General features: G+C 45.6%; 16 protein-coding genes. 6 read left to right on the forward strand and 10 right to left on the reverse strand.

Going from position 1 to position 17,997, the window contains the following annotated elements; all coding sequences use genetic code 11:
• Positions 1-35 precede the first annotated feature (35 nt).
• On the forward strand, positions 36-509 hold the full coding sequence (locus tag T495_RS0111200; protein ID WP_028903794.1) for a cytidine deaminase: 474 nt from the start codon (positions 36-38) through the stop codon (positions 507-509).
• Here the strand turns inward: T495_RS0111200 and T495_RS0111205 are convergent.
• The 9 genes from T495_RS0111205 to T495_RS0111245 form a co-directional block, all read right to left on the reverse strand.
• On the reverse strand, positions 506-1,837 hold the full coding sequence (locus T495_RS0111205; protein ID WP_081832104.1) for a right-handed parallel beta-helix repeat-containing protein: 1,332 nt from the start codon (positions 1,835-1,837) through the stop codon (positions 506-508). The genes T495_RS0111200 and T495_RS0111205 overlap by 4 nt on opposite strands.
• Before the next feature lie 41 nt (positions 1,838-1,878).
• Positions 1,879-2,436 carry an NADH peroxidase gene (locus T495_RS0111210; protein ID WP_028903793.1) on the reverse strand — a complete coding sequence of 186 codons (558 nt, stop codon included), beginning with the start codon at positions 2,434-2,436 and terminating at the stop codon, positions 1,879-1,881.
• 131 nt (positions 2,437-2,567) lie between these two features.
• The gene (locus tag T495_RS0111215) at positions 2,568-3,389 is read right to left on the reverse strand and encodes a rhamnogalacturonan acetylesterase (RefSeq protein WP_231495096.1); all 822 of its coding nucleotides are present in this window, start codon (positions 3,387-3,389) and stop codon (positions 2,568-2,570) included.
• A 67-nt stretch (positions 3,390-3,456) separates the two neighbouring features.
• A complete protein-coding gene (gene hisS / locus T495_RS0111220) occupies positions 3,457-4,821 on the reverse strand; it encodes a histidine--tRNA ligase (RefSeq protein WP_033148748.1) in 1,365 nt (454 codons plus the stop codon).
• A 3-nt stretch (positions 4,822-4,824) separates the two neighbouring features.
• Complete coding sequence (locus T495_RS0111225) at positions 4,825-6,096, reverse strand: adenylosuccinate synthase (protein ID WP_028903791.1); 1,272 nt, start codon at positions 6,094-6,096, stop codon at positions 4,825-4,827.
• Positions 6,083-6,598, reverse strand: a complete 516-nt coding sequence (locus tag T495_RS0111230; RefSeq protein ID WP_028903790.1) for a Fur family transcriptional regulator — start codon at positions 6,596-6,598, stop codon at positions 6,083-6,085. Before T495_RS0111230 ends, T495_RS0111225 begins: the two co-directional genes overlap by 14 nt.
• Before the next feature lie 62 nt (positions 6,599-6,660).
• Positions 6,661-7,275, reverse strand: coding sequence for a DNA alkylation repair protein (locus tag T495_RS0111235; RefSeq protein ID WP_033148749.1), 615 nt, complete (start codon positions 7,273-7,275; stop codon positions 6,661-6,663).
• Between the two features lie 8 nt (positions 7,276-7,283).
• Positions 7,284-9,191: a dihydrofolate reductase gene (locus T495_RS0111240; protein WP_081832116.1), complete on the reverse strand. Its 1,908-nt coding sequence runs from the start codon at positions 9,189-9,191 to the stop codon at positions 7,284-7,286.
• 44 nt (positions 9,192-9,235) lie between these two features.
• Positions 9,236-9,700, reverse strand: coding sequence for an AraC family transcriptional regulator (locus tag T495_RS0111245; protein WP_028903787.1), 465 nt, complete (start codon positions 9,698-9,700; stop codon positions 9,236-9,238).
• A 117-nt stretch (positions 9,701-9,817) separates the two neighbouring features.
• On the opposite strand from T495_RS0111245, the gene recQ reads away from it, so the two are divergent.
• The 4 genes from recQ (at position 9,818) to T495_RS0111265 (ending at position 14,274) form a co-directional block, all read left to right on the forward strand.
• A complete protein-coding gene (gene recQ, locus T495_RS0111250; RefSeq protein WP_033148751.1) occupies positions 9,818-11,641 on the forward strand; it encodes a DNA helicase RecQ in 1,824 nt (607 codons plus the stop codon).
• Positions 11,642-11,787: 146 nt separating this feature from the next.
• The gene (locus T495_RS0111255) at positions 11,788-12,603 is read left to right on the forward strand and encodes a glycogen/starch synthase (protein WP_028903785.1); all 816 of its coding nucleotides are present in this window, start codon (positions 11,788-11,790) and stop codon (positions 12,601-12,603) included.
• Positions 12,604-12,633: 30 nt separating this feature from the next.
• Positions 12,634-14,136 (forward strand): DUF4270 domain-containing protein, encoded by a 1,503-nt coding sequence (locus T495_RS0111260; RefSeq protein ID WP_033148752.1) that lies wholly within the window; start codon positions 12,634-12,636, stop codon positions 14,134-14,136.
• A gap of 6 nt (positions 14,137-14,142) precedes the next feature.
• Positions 14,143-14,274, forward strand: a complete 132-nt coding sequence (locus T495_RS0111265) for a hypothetical protein (RefSeq protein WP_028903783.1) — start codon at positions 14,143-14,145, stop codon at positions 14,272-14,274.
• Between the two features lie 22 nt (positions 14,275-14,296).
• On the opposite strand, the gene T495_RS0111270 is transcribed toward T495_RS0111265, so the two are convergent.
• Positions 14,297-16,726 (reverse strand): ATP-dependent helicase, encoded by a 2,430-nt coding sequence (locus T495_RS0111270; RefSeq protein ID WP_033148877.1) that lies wholly within the window; start codon positions 16,724-16,726, stop codon positions 14,297-14,299.
• A gap of 624 nt (positions 16,727-17,350) precedes the next feature.
• Here T495_RS0111270 and T495_RS0111275 point away from each other — a divergent pair.
• On the forward strand, positions 17,351-17,860 hold the full coding sequence (locus T495_RS0111275; RefSeq protein ID WP_155950101.1) for a hypothetical protein: 510 nt from the start codon (positions 17,351-17,353) through the stop codon (positions 17,858-17,860).
• Positions 17,861-17,997 lie beyond the last annotated feature (137 nt).

Raw genomic sequence — 17,997 nt, forward strand, 5'->3', positions numbered from 1 at the left:
ATTATTTGTATTTTTGCACAAAAATATAGCATTTTATGAGAGAACTGGAGCTAAAGTCGGTAATTAAGGTGTGCGACATGGAAGAGTTAAGTACAGAAGAACACCACTTGATTGAACTCGCTATTGAGGCAACAAGCCGCAGTTATGCCCCCTATTCTAAATTTTGTGTAGGAGCAGCAGTCAGGTTAGACAATGGTGTGGAGATTATAGGCTGCAATCAGGAGAACGCCGCCTACCCATCAGGATTATGTGCCGAGCGTACAGCTCTTTTTGCAGCAGGTGCCCAATATCCCAATGTTCCTGTACGCATGCTGGCCATAGCTGCTCGTGGTACTAACGGTGAGTTAGAAGAAGAGCCAGTAGGTCCATGCGGTTCATGTCGCCAGGTCATCATAGAATCCGAGACACGTGCCAAAGCCCCTATCCGTATTCTGCTCTATGGCAAAAAATATGTGTACGTGATTGACGGCATCAGAGAACTAATGCCACTGACATTCTCTAAGTTCTAACGATAACATCCCAACCCCACAGCTGTCGACAAAGAGTCCAGATGGAAATCATAGTCAAGATTCGATTCATCAATCTTGACAAAATGTTGTTTCCCTTGTATTGAGTCTCTAGGCGACTCCCAGATAACATCTCTGAAATGAACAGTATCAGCAGCCAGAGCAGGTGTACGCAAAAGACTGTGAGAAAACAGATAATTAAATGTATCATCAGCTGATGACTGGTTTTCTATCAATACATCATCATCGTAACCCGTAAGGATCGAATTCTCACACTTCAAATCAACCAATGATGCAGGTGTATTACTAAAGCGTAAGGCAGCTCCACGTCCACCTGTAAAGGGATAGAACTGTGCCAACGTACAATAGACGATTTCTACAATACCGCCATTCACTTTCAGACAATCACCCATGGTGTTCGATAACTGACAATTCTCCAGATTTACATGAGCGTTTGTCAGATAAACACCATCACCCTGACAATTATGTATGATACAGTTTTTCAGCTTTAAACGATAACTATTAGCATCAAGTGCAGCCGAGTCACAAACCACACCTTGACAGGAATTACTAATCTGTGTATCATTCAGCACATTGCCATTTGACGTCTCACAGAATCTAACCCCTCGCCATTGCCCAGGAACCCGATCATATGGTAAATATGAGAACATACGGTCAAGTCGGTCACCTCGCATCGTACAATGGTCTGTCAATAAGGTTCCATAAACCTCTAAGCCGGCATCGGCATGAAAATAGAGGGTTGTATTACGGATTGTGAGATGCGCACCCTCTTTGATTACAAAATCACCGTAGACGACCAATGGTTTATCCGACTCAATAACCGAGTCACGCTCAATAACAGGCGAATAACATTTGATAGCATCCCAAGCCCAAGCCTGCAGACAAACATGCTGCTCCACCCCACTCTCAAGCAAGAACATCAACTGATCTGTTATTGGTTCCGGCTCAGTACGATAAGTTTCATACGGTGTAATCTCCACAAACACAAATATACTATCGTTTTTCCGTATTTCTATATCATTGGTTTGCGCACCATTAGTGTTATCAAGATAGATACCATCCACATTGACGCGGAAACCAGTTTGATTACCACGTTTCAAACGTACACTTTGCAGTTTAACTCCACTGCTATTCCGATTATGTACCCAGAACGAATAAGTTGATGAGGATGTACGACTGAAAACAGTATCCAATTTCACTGTATCCACAGGAAAATCAAGCTGCATACCCGTAGCAGCCGAAAACGCGTCGTCATCAGCACAAGCCACCAAGCCAAGAATCAGCGATAGAAAAAAGATAATCCGTTTCATCTTAATGATAAAACGGATTATTCCTTATTTTATTATATTGACTACTTGCCAAAATATCTCTTGAGAAGCCCAGCGAAGCCTGCACCATGACGAGCCTCATCCTTAGCCATCTCGTGAACAGTGTCGTGGATAGCATCGAATCCGGCAGCCTTAGCGTTCTTGGCAATACGGAACTTATCCTCGCAAGCACCAGCCTCAGCTGCAGCGCGCTTCTCCAGATTGGTCTTGGTGTCCCATACGCACTCGCCCAGTAGCTCAGCAAAACGTGAAGCGTGGTCAGCCTCCTCGAAAGCATAACGCTTGAATGCCTCTGCAATCTCAGGATAACCCTCGCGGTCGGCCTGACGAGCCATAGCCAGATACATACCTACCTCGCTGCACTCACCATTAAAGTGTGCACGCAGGTCGTTAATCATTTCTTCTGATACCCCCTCGGGCTTACCATCGCCAATACGATGAACAGTAGCATAAGTTACGTCACCATCGTCCTTCAGCTCAGAGAACTTAGAGGCAGGAGCCTTACAGATTGGACACTTCTCGGGAGGATTCTCGCCTTCGTAGATATAACCACAAACAGCGCAGATAAATTTCTTTGTCATAATTGTAATTTGTTTAGTTATTAATACATGATATTTTGTTAGTACAATATTCTTTTGCTGCAAATATAAGCATAAAAATTAAATCCCGCAAGGATTTTGCAGGATTTATTTTAAAATGTTGCGTAATTAGGTTATTTCTTACGATATTTACTCAGCACGGGAATCTCTTGACAGAGTGCATCGGCCAGCAGATTTGCCACCACTCTGGCACCATATATATTATAATGTGTATTGTCCTGCTTGCCCTTTGGCTCCGATGGCTCTTCACCGGGTCGATACCACATGTGCAACTTTTTCGAAGCCTCAGTTCCCATACCCTGTTCCAGGTTGTGGGTAATGGTGTTGGCATCTACAAAGTGGCAGTTCATACGGATTGCCACATCCTTTGGTGCCACACGATACTGGCCGTGGGTATCGTAAAGGGTGTCGCCCTCAATCATTTTTACGCCATCCTTAAAGGTTGATGTGCGCAGCTTCTCGTCGTCGTCGTTCTGAGGCGCAACCACAAAAAAGTTGCGACGCGCCACCGGATTCATCAGTACAGGAATACCACCATGCTCTCGTGTCTCGCGCACAAACTTAGCCAGGTTGTAATCAAAGGTTGAACCCGGATCTGTATGTCGGGCAAGATTGGGCTTTTCGTCATTATGTCCGAACTGGATAATCACATAGTCGCCAGGCTTGAGCTTCTCCAGCACCTTACCCCATCGACCTTCGTCGATGAAGCTTTTAGAACTACGGCCATTCACAGCATGGTTATCCACCACGATATAATCGGCATCAAAGCAATCCTGCAACATCATGCCCCATCCACGTTCCTGCTTTCCACCAGTTGTATCCTTGTTGGCTGCTGTCGAGTCGCCAATCACAAAGATGGTAGTATGCTTATCGGGAGTCATCGCCGTAAGCAGCAACAATCCTCCTATAAAGAATAATAATGTAAGTTTTTTCATTGTTTCAATTGTTTTAGTAGAAATCCCCCTCCAATAGCGGAGGGGGATTGGATAGTTATATCAACGATTATGCAAGAATCGCCTGGATAATTTCATCGATAGTGATGAGACTCTGCTCGCCAGTCTCCATATTCTTCAGCGTCAGTTTGCCTTCAGACATCTCGTTCTCACCAGCCAAAGCCACGAATGGAATCTGCTTGGCATTGGCATACGACATCTGCTTCTTCATCTTAGTAGAATCGGGGAATATCTCTGTACGGATGCCAGCCTCACGAGCCTTAGCAACGAATGGCAGACAGTAAGCAGTCTCCTTATCGCCAAAATTGATGAATAGCAGCTGGGTGCCGTTGGTAGCGTCCTTTGGATAGCAGTCGAGTGCGTTCAGTACATCGAAGATACGATCCACACCAAAACTGATACCTACGCCCGAGATACCAGGCATACCGAAGATACCTGTGAGGTTATCGTAACGACCGCCACCTGTGATTGAACCAATCTGCACGTCGAGCGCTTTTACCTCGAAGATGGCGCCTGTGTAGTAGTTCAAACCACGAGCCAAAGTCAGGTCAAGCTGAATCTCGTTCTTCAGACCGAGTGTCTTCAGTGTATCGAGAATGAAGCGCGTTTCCTCAACGCCCTTCAAACCAGTTTCACTGGTAGCCAGCACCTCAGCAATGGTGTTCAACTTCTCGTCGTTGGTACCCTCGAGTGAGATAATAGGCTGAAGCTTCTCAATCTGCTCATCAGAGAGCCCATCCTCACGCAGCTCCTGGTTCACGTTGTCGAGTCCGATCTTATCCAGCTTGTCAATAGCAACGGTGATATCAACAATCTTCTCAGCAGCACCGATTACCTCGGCAATACCTGTCAGGATTTTGCGGTTGTTGATCTTGATCTGAACACGTACGCCGAAACGGCTGAATACGGTGTCTACGATCTGCATCAACTCCACCTCGTTCAGCAACGAATCAGAACCTACGATGTCGCCATCAAACTGCCAGAACTCACGATAACGTCCTTTCTGAGGACGGTCGGCACGCCATACTGGCTGCATCTGGTAACGCTTGAAAGGCAGCTGCAATTCTTCGCGATGCATCACCACGTAGCGGGCAAAAGGTACGGTAAGGTCGTAACGCAAACCCTTTTCGCAGAGTTTGGCAGCCAAACGCAGCGAGTTACGCTCAGCCAGCTCATCGGGCGTTATCTTCGAGAGGTAATCGCCAGAGTTCAGTACCTTGAACAGCAGCTTATCACCCTCTTCGCCATATTTACCCATCAGTGTGCCGAGGGTTTCCATAGCAGGGGTCTCTATCTGCTGAAAGCCATAGAGCTGGTACACCTGTTTTATAGTATCAAAAATATAATTACGCTTAGCCATCTCCATTGGAGAGAAGTCGCGCGTTCCTTTGGGAATACTTGGTTTCTGTGCCATTTATTACTTTCTTACAATTGTCTGGGCGCGATCGGGACCGATAGAGATAATCTTAATTGGAGTCTCCAACTGCTGCTCCAGGAATGCTATATAATCATTGAACTCTTTAGGGAACTGATCCTCGCTGGTAAACTTAGTCATATCTGTCTTCCAGCCAGGCAGCTCCTGATATACAGGCTCGATACCATCCTCGATGTTGTATGGGAAGTAATCGATCTCTGTACCATTCTGCTTATAAGCAACACATGCCTTGATGGTGTCGAATCCATCGAGTACATCGCTCTTCATCATAATGAGCTGGGTAACGCCGTTCACCATGATAGAGTATTTCAAGGCTACAAGGTCAATCCAACCACAACGACGCTCACGACCGGTAACAGCACCATACTCGTGACCCAGATCGCGTATCTTCTTACCTGTCTCATCAAACAACTCTGTGGGGAAAGGACCTGCACCAACGCGTGTGCAGTAAGCTTTCATGATACCATATACATCGCCAATCTTATTGGGACCGATACCCAGACCAGTGCAAGCACCAGCACAGATGGTGTTAGATGATGTTACGAAGGGGTATGAACCGAAGTCAACATCGAGCATCGTCCCCTGAGCACCCTCGCAGAGCACGCTCTTACCACTCTTCAGGAGATTATTGATTTCGTGCTCAGAATCAACGATGGGGAACTGACGCAGATATTCGATACCTTCCAGCCACTTCTTCTCCACCTCAGTGATATCATAGTCAAAGTTGAGCGACTTCAGAATAGCATCGTGACGTGCCTTAGCCTTGGCATACTTCTCCTCAAAGTTCTCGAGGATATCGCCAACACGCAGACCATTACGGCTTACCTTATCGGTATAAGTAGGACCAATACCCTTACCAGTAGTACCTACCTTATTCTTACCTTTCTGGGCCTCATAGGCAGCATCGAGTACGCGATGGGTAGGCATAATGAGATGAGCTTTCTTTGAGATATGCAGACGGCTACGCAGTTCATGACCGCTTGCCTCGAGTGCCTTGGCTTCTTCCATAAAGAGATCTGGAGCCAGCACTACACCATTACCGATGATGTTTACCTTATCACCCTGGAAAATACCTGAAGGAATAGAGCGAAGCACATACTTCTCACCCTCAAACTCCAAAGTATGACCTGCATTAGGACCACCCTGGAAACGAGCAACTACATCGTACTTTGGAGTCAGTACATCGACCACCTTACCTTTTCCTTCGTCACCCCACTGCAAACCGAGCAGGACGTCAACTTTACCTTTGTTCATTTTCAGTTTTATTTTTGTTCTTACCTTTTATTACCTTTACAGTCTTCTTGCGTTTAGTCAATTTAATCTGACATGTGCTACATACACCATACACATAAAGTGTAAATCCGTCTTTTCGGAATCGCTTTAGATGCATATTATCCACAGCCGCGATAATCTCGGGGGATTTAATCTCTGTCACCTTACCACATATCGTGCATATCTGATGACAATGGCTCTGGTTATCATAACAAGCTTCATATTTGGTTGAACCTTGAAAACGATGTCTTACAACAAGTCTAAGCGACAAAAACAGGTTCAGTGTATTATACAAGGTAGCCCTGCTAACAGGGAAATCCATCTCTTGAGCCAGACGTGATTTCAACTCATCGAGAGTGAAGTGTCCATTGATGCTATAGATTGCTCTGAGAATAGTGTAACGCTCTGGTGTCTTGCGATGATTATTCATCTCAAGATAGTTATCCAGTAACCTCTCTACAGCTGCAATTACACTTTCTTTCATCTGATTCTCTCAAGAAAACCGCACAAAGGTACGCATTTTCGGGCAGATAAAAGAAACTTTATTTAAAAAAAATCTAAATTAGCCCGTTTTAATGCACTTTTTGCAAGTCGTTCGTATACTAATCCAAGTTCTGCAAATCGCATCATGGTATTCATGGCTGCTTTCTTTACCATCAGACTCTGCCCCTGGATAGCCGCCAGAGCCTGATCGATAAACTCGTTGATACCTCGTTCATTTGGTTGCTGACCATTCATGAACAAACGTGACAGAACATGAAAGCCACACAGCTGATACAACTCCTTATCGGAAGCCATCCAGGTATAGGCTTTTTCAGCAGCGAACGGCAGATACTGAAAAAGGTTGAACGAAGCCTGTTCTGCTATCTCCTGCGAATCAATCTGCTCCATCCATATATCAACCACTTCTGGCAATATTTTGTCTGCGGGCATCAGCATCGTTGCAAGAATCTTGCATTCACGCACATTCTCTTTCCATAACGCAATAGCCAGATCATAATCCTGCCCAATCTCCTCAGCTTTAGCTTTTAGTCGGGGTAGCGTGGCACCCCAATTCAGTTTATAATCTAATCCTTTATTACGCATAGAAGTAGCAACCATTCCGTCCATCATCAGACGGAATGATTGCTTGATTTCCTTTATCTGTTGGTTTATATCCATTTCTTCAATTAAATTAATGTGGCATACTCTGCACTATATCGCAACATCTGGTGTGCATAGCTCTCCCCATAGTTCACCTCAATATCACAGATTTCACGGTTTTCATCATATACCGGCAAAAGCTGCGGATTGATAAATCCCTTGTACGGAGCCAGATTCAGTTTCTTATATCGCTCCAGCACTTCGGCATGCAGTTCGGCATCAACCTTCACCGCATAACGCTCTACCATATCACGAGCAGCCTCATAGTCGCCTTCACTCTTTATACGTTGAATCTCAGCTAGCAGACGGGCTATCAACGTTCTCAGTTCTGCATAATCGCTAATCTCAACATAAGTCTTACCATCACGCTTCACCAATTTGATAACGTCGCCATTCTCATAGCACCAATGAGCTATCAAAGCACGGTTACGCATGTGAGCCTCTTCGAGTTGATGACCAGGCGTAATACGTATCAGCTGGGTCATCAGGCCATTCATCATATAGGTATAATACTGCGACTGGTAAGCCTTCTCATCAGGAACGAGTCCCAACTCCACCAGTTTGCGGTCTGCTATATAATAGAGACCAAACAAATCAGCTCTCGCCTCCTCTATCGTACTGCTATAGGCTTTCAGTGCATCGGGATCAACACCTGGCAACAGCTGACCGCTTCCATGCCCCAAGCACTCATGCAGATCAGTATGCAAATCATCACAGATGTCGCCATAGCTTTCTATCATCTCCAGTGTTTCCTGATCAACAACGAATTCTTCCTTGAACCCGTTACCTTTTGCTGCTTTATTATAGGCATCGGTAATATTACTGATGGTGATGCTCTTGCTACCATATACAGCTCTAATCCAATCAGCATTAGGCAGATTGATACCAATAGCTGTTGCCGGATACTCATCACCACCCAACATAGCTGCACAGATAACGTTGGCCGACACACCTTTCACTACCGGTTTACGGAAACGGGCATCCACAGGCGAATGATCCTCGAACCACTGAGCATGACTACTGATGGTCTGTGTACGATGCGTGGCATCTTCATCAATATATTCCACCAGACCTTCCCACGAGCCTTTCAGACCAAGTGGATCGCCATACACCTCGATAAAGCCGTTAATGAAATCTATGGTCGAATCATGCTCTTTCAGCCATTCAATACAATATTTATTGAATATCTGCAAATCACCTGATTGATAATAGCTTATCAGCAAAGAAATAACCAGCTTTTGTTGTTCATTCTCTGCCACATCACGTGCTTTTTCCAACCAACAGATAACGTTACGGATAGCATTGGCATATTTACCATCAGCCGACCAAACCAACTCCTTCACCTCACCATTTTCCTTCACCAGGGTTGAGTTCAGTCCGTAGGAAGGTGGCGTATCAGGGGTTGTCTCGTTTTGTTTCTGGCAATCATAAAAAGCCTCTGCTTCAGCCTGTGTCACACCATCGTAGAAATTACAAGCCGACGTCAACAGCAAGTCCTCTCCATCGGCCTGATTTACACGTTTTGGCATCACCTGCTCATCGAAGATAACCGGGAAGAGTTCATCACACATCTCATCGACAGTCTCTCCCGACTTCAATGGCAGTTTGCAGGCATCCACCAGGTGGAGTGCCTCGCGCAGATACTCAGCCGAGAAACCAGGTTTGAACTTCTCGCAACCATAGTGATGATGTATGCCACTTGAAAACCACACACGTTTCAGATACACCTCAAGCGCCTTGAAGTCATCAGAATCATGAGCGATACTCATATCAACATATACAACCTCCAACATCTTACGGATGCGGAGGTTGTATTTACCGAATTGATCAAATGTAATATCTCGTCCGAACAGCGTAGCTTTTGAAAGGTAGTAAACTAACTTCTTCTGCTGTAACGACAGTTTTTCAAATCCATTCAGACGATATCTGAGCATCTGCAGATCAGCAAAACGCTCATCTTGATAGTTAAAATCCACTATTATTCTTCTGTCTTTGGTTTACGACCACGCTTAGCCTTCATAGCAGGGTGCTGCTTGAGGTGCTCCATACGATAATCACGAGGAGTCATACCCATTACGCGATAGAATGAAGCATAGAACGACTGACGGTTAGCAAATCCAACCATATCACTAACCTCTTCCATGCGTAAATCCTGATAACGCTTGTCAACAAGGATAGTCATAGCCTCATCGATTCTATACTTATTCACAAATGAAGTATAGTTCATATGAAAACGCACGTTAACGACAGCTGAGATATAACGGGTATTTGTTCCTAATTCCTCAGCCAGTTTCTTTGCTGAATAATCCTTGTCACGATACTTCTTCTGCATCACGATGATGTTCATGATTTTTTCTTGCATTTCATCCATCATCTTTGGGCTCACCAAACTTCTGTAAGCCGCTACCTTTTCCTTCTTCTCAATAATGTTGTACTTTGCCATTTGCTTTTGGTAATTTTTTAATGTTGCGCAAAGTTAGCAAGATTTTTCGAATTAACAATAGTTTTTGAAGAAAAATTGAGAAAAAAGCATTACCTTTGCCCAAAATTTAAAATAATTATGGATATTTTTGGTGTTTTACAACAGTATTTCGGCTATAATTCATTCCGCGAGAATCAAGAAGAAATCATCCGCCACGTCATCAACGGGAACGATGCATTAGTACTGATGCCAACGGGCGGCGGCAAAAGTATCTGCTATCAGATTCCGGCTCTCGCCATGCCAGGAATTGCCATAATTATTTCACCATTAATCAGCCTCATGAAAGATCAGGTCGAGGCGCTTCGCGCTAACGGCATTGAGGCCGAGGCACTGAATAGCGGAAACGATTCTACAGCCGACTTGGTAATCAGGCGGAAATGCATCAATGGCGAAATAAAATTATTGTATATTTCGCCAGAAAAAGTGATGGCCGAATGCGACTATCTGCTTAAGAACCTACAGATATCACTGTTTGCCATCGACGAGGCCCACTGTATTTCGCAATGGGGTCACGACTTCAGACCAGAGTACACACAACTGGGCACCCTCAGAGATAAGTTCCCGGACGTCCCGATGATGGCTCTGACAGCTACCGCCGACAAGATCACCCGCCACGACATTATCGAACAATTGAAATTAAGAAACGCGCGCGAGTTTGTTTCCAGTTTCGACCGTCCCAACCTTAGCCTAACCGTAAAAAGGGGTTATAGAGGCGCAGAGAAAATGCACTTTATTCTTAATTTCATCAAAGCACGCCCTCACGATGCCGGCATCATCTACTGCCTGAGTCGCAAAACTACCGAGAAAGTTGCTGCCGACCTGCGCAAGAAAGGTATCAACGCTGCGGCATACCACGCAGGCATGTCGAATCTGGAACGAAGCCAGACTCAGGAACAATTCAAGAACGACCAGCTATTGGTGGTTTGCGCTACGATTGCCTTTGGCATGGGTATCGACAAGAGCAACGTGCGATGGGTGATTCATTACAATATGCCCAAAAGCATTGAGAGTTTCTATCAGGAGATAGGCCGCGCCGGACGTGATGGTGCTCCCGCCGATACCGTCTTATTTTATTCTCTGGCCGATATCATCCAGCTATCCGAGTTTGCCCGCCAAAGCGGTCAGCAGGATGTAAACATGGATAAGTTGAAACGCATGCGTGAGTATGCAGAGTCAAACGTCTGCAGGCGTCGTATCCTGCTGAACTACTTCAGCGAACAGACCGATCACGACTGTGGCAACTGTGATGTATGCGACAACCCACCCCAACGCTTCGACGGCACCCGATACGTACAAATGGCATTAAGCGCTGCTAAGCGCTGCAACGAGGAGATTCGCATATCAACTATCATAGAGATTCTGAAGGGCATGCGCTCACCCAGCATCGTCAGACACGGGTATGACCAGCTGAAGACATTCGGCGTAGGTCATGATTTAAGCATTAACGACTGGCAGGATTACCTGTTGCAGATGCTACAGATGGGCTTTATCGAGATAGCCTATAACGACGGCAACAAAGTGAAAGTTACCGAAATAGGCAACGACGTACTTTACGGACGCAAATCGGCTCCGTTATGCGTGATTGACCATAGCGCCAAGGAAGCCCCGAAGAAGAAACCGAAACTGCGTCTGGAAATCCCAACCATCACCATCCCAGGTCTCCCCCCGACAACCGGTATCGAAGACCCCAAACTGTTCGAAGCCCTTCGCCAGCTCAGGAAGGCATGCGCCGACGAAGAAGGCTTTCCACCCTATATCGTTTTCAGCGACAAGGTGCTCCATGCTCTAGCCACCATCAAGCCTACTTCGCTCGATCAGTTTGGCAATATTCAGGGCATCGGAGAGCACAAAAAAGGCAAGTATGGCGATTGTTTTGTATCACTGATCCAAAAGTACGTTTAAGCCCGTTTTTACACCTTATTATTATAAAAAAGGGAAAAAGAAACTAAAAAATCGCCCTAAAAGTGTCTATTTTTGCTAAAAACGAGCACATATTGGCAATTTTGTGCAAAATAATTAGTACCTTTGCAAGGTAAAATCATCCAAAGATGGCTAAAAAGAAAATATTATTCATCAATCAGGAGATCACTCCGTATGTCCCCGACAATTCACTGTCGCTCATGGGGAAAAACCTTCCAAAGGTTATGCAGGAACGTAGTCACGAGATTCGCACTTTCATGCCTAAGTGGGGTAATATCAATGAGCGCCGCGGTCAGTTGCACGAAGTCATCCGACTCTCGGGTATGAACCTAATCATTAACGACACCGACCACCCATTGATTATCAAGGTTGCTTCGATTCAGTCAGCACGTGTTCAGGTATATTTCATCGACAACGATGATTACTTTGGCAAGCGTCTGATAGAGCGCGACGAAGCAGGTGTTGAGTATGATGACAATGGCGAACGAGCTATATTCTTTGCACGTGGCGTGCTTGAAACAGTTAAGAAGTTGCGCTGGGTACCCGATATCATCCACTGTCAGGGTTGGATGAGTGGCGTTGTGCCTTTCTATGTCAAGACGGCCTATCGCGATGAGCCTTCGTTTGCCGAAACCAAAGTAGTAACTTCTCTGTACAATAAGAGCATTGAAAAGGACTTTGGCAATAACTTCAAGCAGTTTATGGAGTTCCGCGACGCCAAGCCCGAGTTGCTGACTGACTACCAGGATAAGTTTGATTTTGAAGAACTTGGCAAGTTGGCTATTGATTACAGCGATGGTGTGATCCAGGCCGTACCCGACGCCAGCCAGACACTGCTGGATTATGCGGGTGCCAAGAATGTACCGCTGCTCGGCTATCATGAGGACTTTGCCGATGCCTATGAGGCATTCTACGAGTCGCTGTATGCCGATGAAGCAAAATAAGTAAATAGGATTAAGACAAAACATGCGTCAATGAAATTTAGATTGTTTACAGCGATTGCAGTTGCTGCAATGGCAATAACCTCTTGTAGCGAAGATACTGCAACAATTGGATCTTCAGTTACCAACAAAACCGACCTGCTTGAATATTCCACCGGATTATATCAGGCAACATCACGCTCGATTCTGGCTGATTCGGTTTACTCGGATAACTCCAACTGTTATTTTGGAATGGTAAAAGATCCTGAGACCCTATCGTATGTCAAGAGCGATTTTATGACTCAGTTCAATATGATTGAAGGCTTCGAACTGCCAACCCAAGATAAGATGCTGAGTAAGATTGATGGTGAAGTAGTTGCTGACTCTTGCGAGATTTCATTGTTTGTGAAGTATTCAAAGTCATACGGCGACACGCTTGCAGCCATGAAGATGCGCGTTTCTGAGCTTGACTCGCCCATCGATGACAAATACACTCATTATAGCAACTTTGATCTCAAATCAAACGGATACCTTCGAGATAAGGGTTTACAAATTAACAGAATGTTCTCTATCAGAGACCTGACGCTCTCTGACGCCAACCTGCAGCATATCCAGACCAATATCTCAAAGCAAGGCACATCTACGGACAGCGGATATTATGACAGAATCCGTGTTCCAATGAATGTTCCCTATACAGCCAAGAACGGCACGACCTATAATAACTATGGTACATACGTGCTTCGTACCTACTATGAGCATCCCGAGTATTTCCGTAACTCGTACTGGTTTGTTCATAATGTATGCCCAGGTTTCTATTTTGAGATTACCGACGGTCTTGGCGTCATGGCAAACATCCTTGAGATCAACATCCAGATGTACTACACCTTCCAGGCTGATACCACACAGGCTATTTCGGCAGTATATCTGTCATCAACACCTGAGGTGATGCAGACTACTCATGTAGTTAACGACCGTCCAACCTTACAGAAGTTGGTAGACGACAACAACTGTACTTATCTCAAGTCGCCCGCTGGCATCTTTACGGAGGTGACATTGCCTGTCGACGAGATATCACAGACTCACGCCAACGACTCTCTGCTGTCGGTCAGCATCAACTTCGAGCGTCTGAACAATGGTGCGCAGGGCAGCGAGGTGCACCTCGCTACACCCACCAACATCCTGATGGTACAGAAAGACAGCCTCTATTCATTCTTTGAGAATAAGACCATGTACGACTATACCACCTCGTTTATGGGCACACTTTCAACCAATGTCTATGCATTCAGCAACATTGGTAATCTGATTACACAGATGGCCCGCCAGAAAGCTGAGGGACTGAAGAGCGATGCCAACTGGGAGGCCAAGCACCCCGACTGGAACAAGGTGGTACTGGTACCAATCGCCACCACAACCAAGACGTCGTACGACAGCTATGGTTATTCTTCGACCACCATCTCGGGTATTCACAACCAGATGGGCTTATCAAGCACCAAACTGGTAGGTGGTACCAACAGTCCTATCGAAGTCAAGGTGGTATATGCCAAATTTAAGAACTAATAAGCTATGGCCGACGGATTTTTAGAGAAGCATCACGAGGATTACGAAGCCCGCAAGGCGGCTTGGATCCGCAAGAAGAAGCATCTGCCGAAAGCTAAGCCCAGAAATATAGAGCGCCCCGATGACGAGGCGCTCTAATTTTTTCTCATGTCGAGATCATTCAACCGATAATCTTGAATTTAGCGAACTTCAGCAACAGCTGTTTGGTGCCCGCATTCGTAAACGCCACAGTAGCCTTGGCATTCTCACCCGAACCCTCCAAGCGCACCACGGTTCCTACACCGAAACGCATATGCTCTATCCGAGCGCCCTCATGCAGATCGCTGGCACTCGGATCGGTTGCCATCGGACGAGGCGCCACAGCATTATATACCCGTTTGAAGTTTGCGCCAAACGGATTCACAGGCTTTTCCGGTTGTCGTGGTGCAACAGCACGCGGCTTGGGATCGGCTTTGAATTGTGAAGCCACCGGCCGTGGGTTCTGCATCCATTCCGGACCTTCGCTCTCAAACCGGCTGTTCCTACTATAGCCACCAGTAGTACCTGTGCCATAAGCACCGCCATCATAGCGATTGTAGGCCTTACGCTGAGGCGAGCCGAAGTTGCCTGCCCCACCCGCTTCACCATGTACCTCCAGCAGATCGGAGTCAATATCGCGGATAAAGCGCGATGGTGTATCATACTCCATGCGCCCATAGCGGAATCGGTTCTGGGCACAGGTCAGTATGCAGTGTTTCTCAGCACGCGTGATAGCCACATACAGCAATCTACGCTCCTCTTCCAGCTCACGCATCGAGTTCGTACACATCGGACTGGGGAAGATATTCTCCTCCAACCCCACCACGAATACCGTTGGGAACTCCAGCCCCTTGGCAGAGTGGATGGTCATCAGCACCACTTTATCGTTGTCGTCGCCATTATCGCTATCAAGATCGGTAAGCAATGCCACCTCCTGCAGGAAATCAGGCAGATAGACCTCTTCGCCCATATCCTCCTCACGTCGGCTCTCCACAAAATCCTGCATACCGCTCAGAAACTCTTCCAAGTTCTCCTGGCGCGATATATCCTCAGGATTACGTCCGCTGTAGATATCCTTACTAATGCCCGACGACATAATGATATCATGACCCAACACATAAGCATCCTCAGTCTGGATACGGGCTATCCATCCTTCTATCAGTTCACGGAAATGCTGGAGTTTGGTCATCGTGCCCTTGCTCACATCCAGCGGGAACAGCATAGGCTGCTTAATAACCTGCCACAAGCTGACACCATACTGCTGGGCAGTCTGTATGATTTTTCCGACCGTTGTATCACCAATGCCACGAGCAGGATAGTTCACGATACGCTTAAACGCCTCTTCATCGTCAGGATTGGCTATCAAACGGAAATAGGCAATCACGTCCTTGATTTCCTTACGCTGATAGAAGCTCAGACCGCCATAGATGCGATACGGAATACCGTCCTTACGCATCTGTTCCTCAAAGCTTCGGCTCTGCGAATTGGTACGATACAGAATGGCAAAGTCGCTCCAGTTACAGCAATCCTGCCGTTTCAGGCGCTTGATATCCTGCGTTACAATCATCGCCTCTTCACGATCGCTGTAGGCTGGCTTCAGCTGCAGACGTTCACCATGCTCATTCTTTGAGAATACATTCTTCGGTATCTGTCGCTCATTACGACGTATCAGCGAGTTAGCCGCCTGAACAATCAACTGCGTTGAACGATAATTCTGCTCCAGTTTGAAGAGTTTAGCATGCTGATACTGGCTTTGGAAATTCAGGATATTGTCGATATTCGCACCTCGGAACGAGTAGATACTCTGCGCATCATCACCCACCACGCACACCTTCTGGCGCTCTTTGGTCAGCTGATATACTATCTGCTGCTGCGCATAGTTCGTGTCCTGATACTCATCTACCAGCACAAACTGGAATTTATCCACATATTTCTGTCGTACATCCTCGTTCTTTTGGAAGAGCACCCACGTCTGTACCAGCAAGTCGTCGAAATCCATCGCATTGGCCTGCCTGCAGCGCTCCGCATACCTCAAATATATCCGTGATACCTGAGGACGTTTTTGAGTAGCATCATCAGCTGCCCAATCACTCTCCTTATAAGCCTGCGGCAGCAGTAGATGGTTCTTTGCCAACGAGATACGATCGGCCACCGACGAAGGTTTATATACCTTATCATCCAACCCCATTTCTTTGATGATGTTTTTTACAAGCGAACGGGCATCAGTCTGATCGTAGATTGTAAAGTTCGGATTGTAGCCGATTTTGTCGGCTTCAGCCCTTAATATGCGTGCAAATACGCTATGAAAAGTACCCATCTGCAGATATCTGGCCTGCTCTTCACCCACCAGGCGCCCTATTCGCTCCTTCATTTCGCGGGCCGCCTTATTGGTAAAGGTGAGTGCCAGAATCTGCCAAGGCTTCATTCCTTGTTCTAAGAGCCAAGCAATCTTATACGTCAGCACGCGTGTTTTTCCCGATCCAGCACCAGCAATCACCAAGCTGGCGCCATCGCAGTACTCCACTGCAACACGCTGACTTTCATTCAGTTGACTCAGTATCTCATTATTCATCATTCTCTATTTTGTATTGTTGATGCAAAGATACAAATAATATTTAAAACCACCAAATTTGGTTTATAGAATTACGCCATGTGGAGCAACTCGGACGTTCAAAAACGTAGTAAAAGTATATTTTTGAAAAGTACCTAAGAATTTTTTGCGCGCTAACTACTTTGCACGTGAAAAGTACTTAGAGAAAAATTGACACATTATTGATCGTTTTTTGGACATCGTAGGGTGACTGAAAAACCGTGAGTTAATTCAAACGATAAAACGAGCTGGATCATTTTATCAATCGAATTAACTCAGCAGAAAATTCGACCTAATTTACCCAAGTAGGCAACTATGATTAAAAAGTTTTTACAAGTATCAGGGGCAAAAATTGAAATGACCATAGACCGACATCGCTCCAGATAGTAATAATTTCAGTTTCATGTATAATATTTTATAAATCATGTCGGGTGATAAAGAGACTATAAGAAATAATAACAATAGCATGACAAAAAAGTACTGAGAGGAATTAACAATTAGTTAACACTTAATATTTTGTGCGCTGACGGAAAATGTGTAACTTTGCATGGTCAAAAAAATAACGAGCGATAGCCGCTCACAGTATAACTATAATTATTATCTGAAATGAAAAAACTAAAAATGATGGTTGCCATGCTGGCAATGACAATGGCTATGCAGGCACAAACAAAGTTCCACGACGTCGAAGCCAACGAGGCTACAGGCAAAGTGAAGTCAATCACTATGAACATGATGGGTATGCCCCGCAACATCACCTTCACCGAGGACGGTAAGATGCAGCAGGAAGGCATGAGCGATGTCCAGTATGATGAGAACGGCTATCTGCAACAGGCCACAGTAAGCATGATGGGACAGAGTGCTACCATCAAGTTCGGTTGGGAGAACGGCAAGCTGGTAAGCCAGAGTGTTAACGCCATGGGCCAGGATATCAAGACCACCTTCGTTTACGATGAGAAAGGCATTATAAAAGCACAGAAGGTAAACATGGGCGGACAGGAGATGGAGACTCCCCTCACCGACTACAAGTTCGACGACAAGGGCAACTGGATCAGTCGTAAGATGAGCATGATGGGACAGGAAATGGAAATTACTCGTACCATTACTTATTACGAATAAAACGCATAAACATTAGTTTTATATTTATAGGACTCACTTTTTTATAAGTTGAGTCCTTTTTTTAACACTTTACAAGACGCTGTTTTTGGAGGATTAAATAAATCTTTGTAACTTTGCACGCGATAAAATCGCAATCT

The organism is Prevotella sp. P6B1 (genome assembly GCF_000702825.1).
Taxonomy (GTDB): Bacteria; Bacteroidota; Bacteroidia; order Bacteroidales; family Bacteroidaceae; genus Prevotella.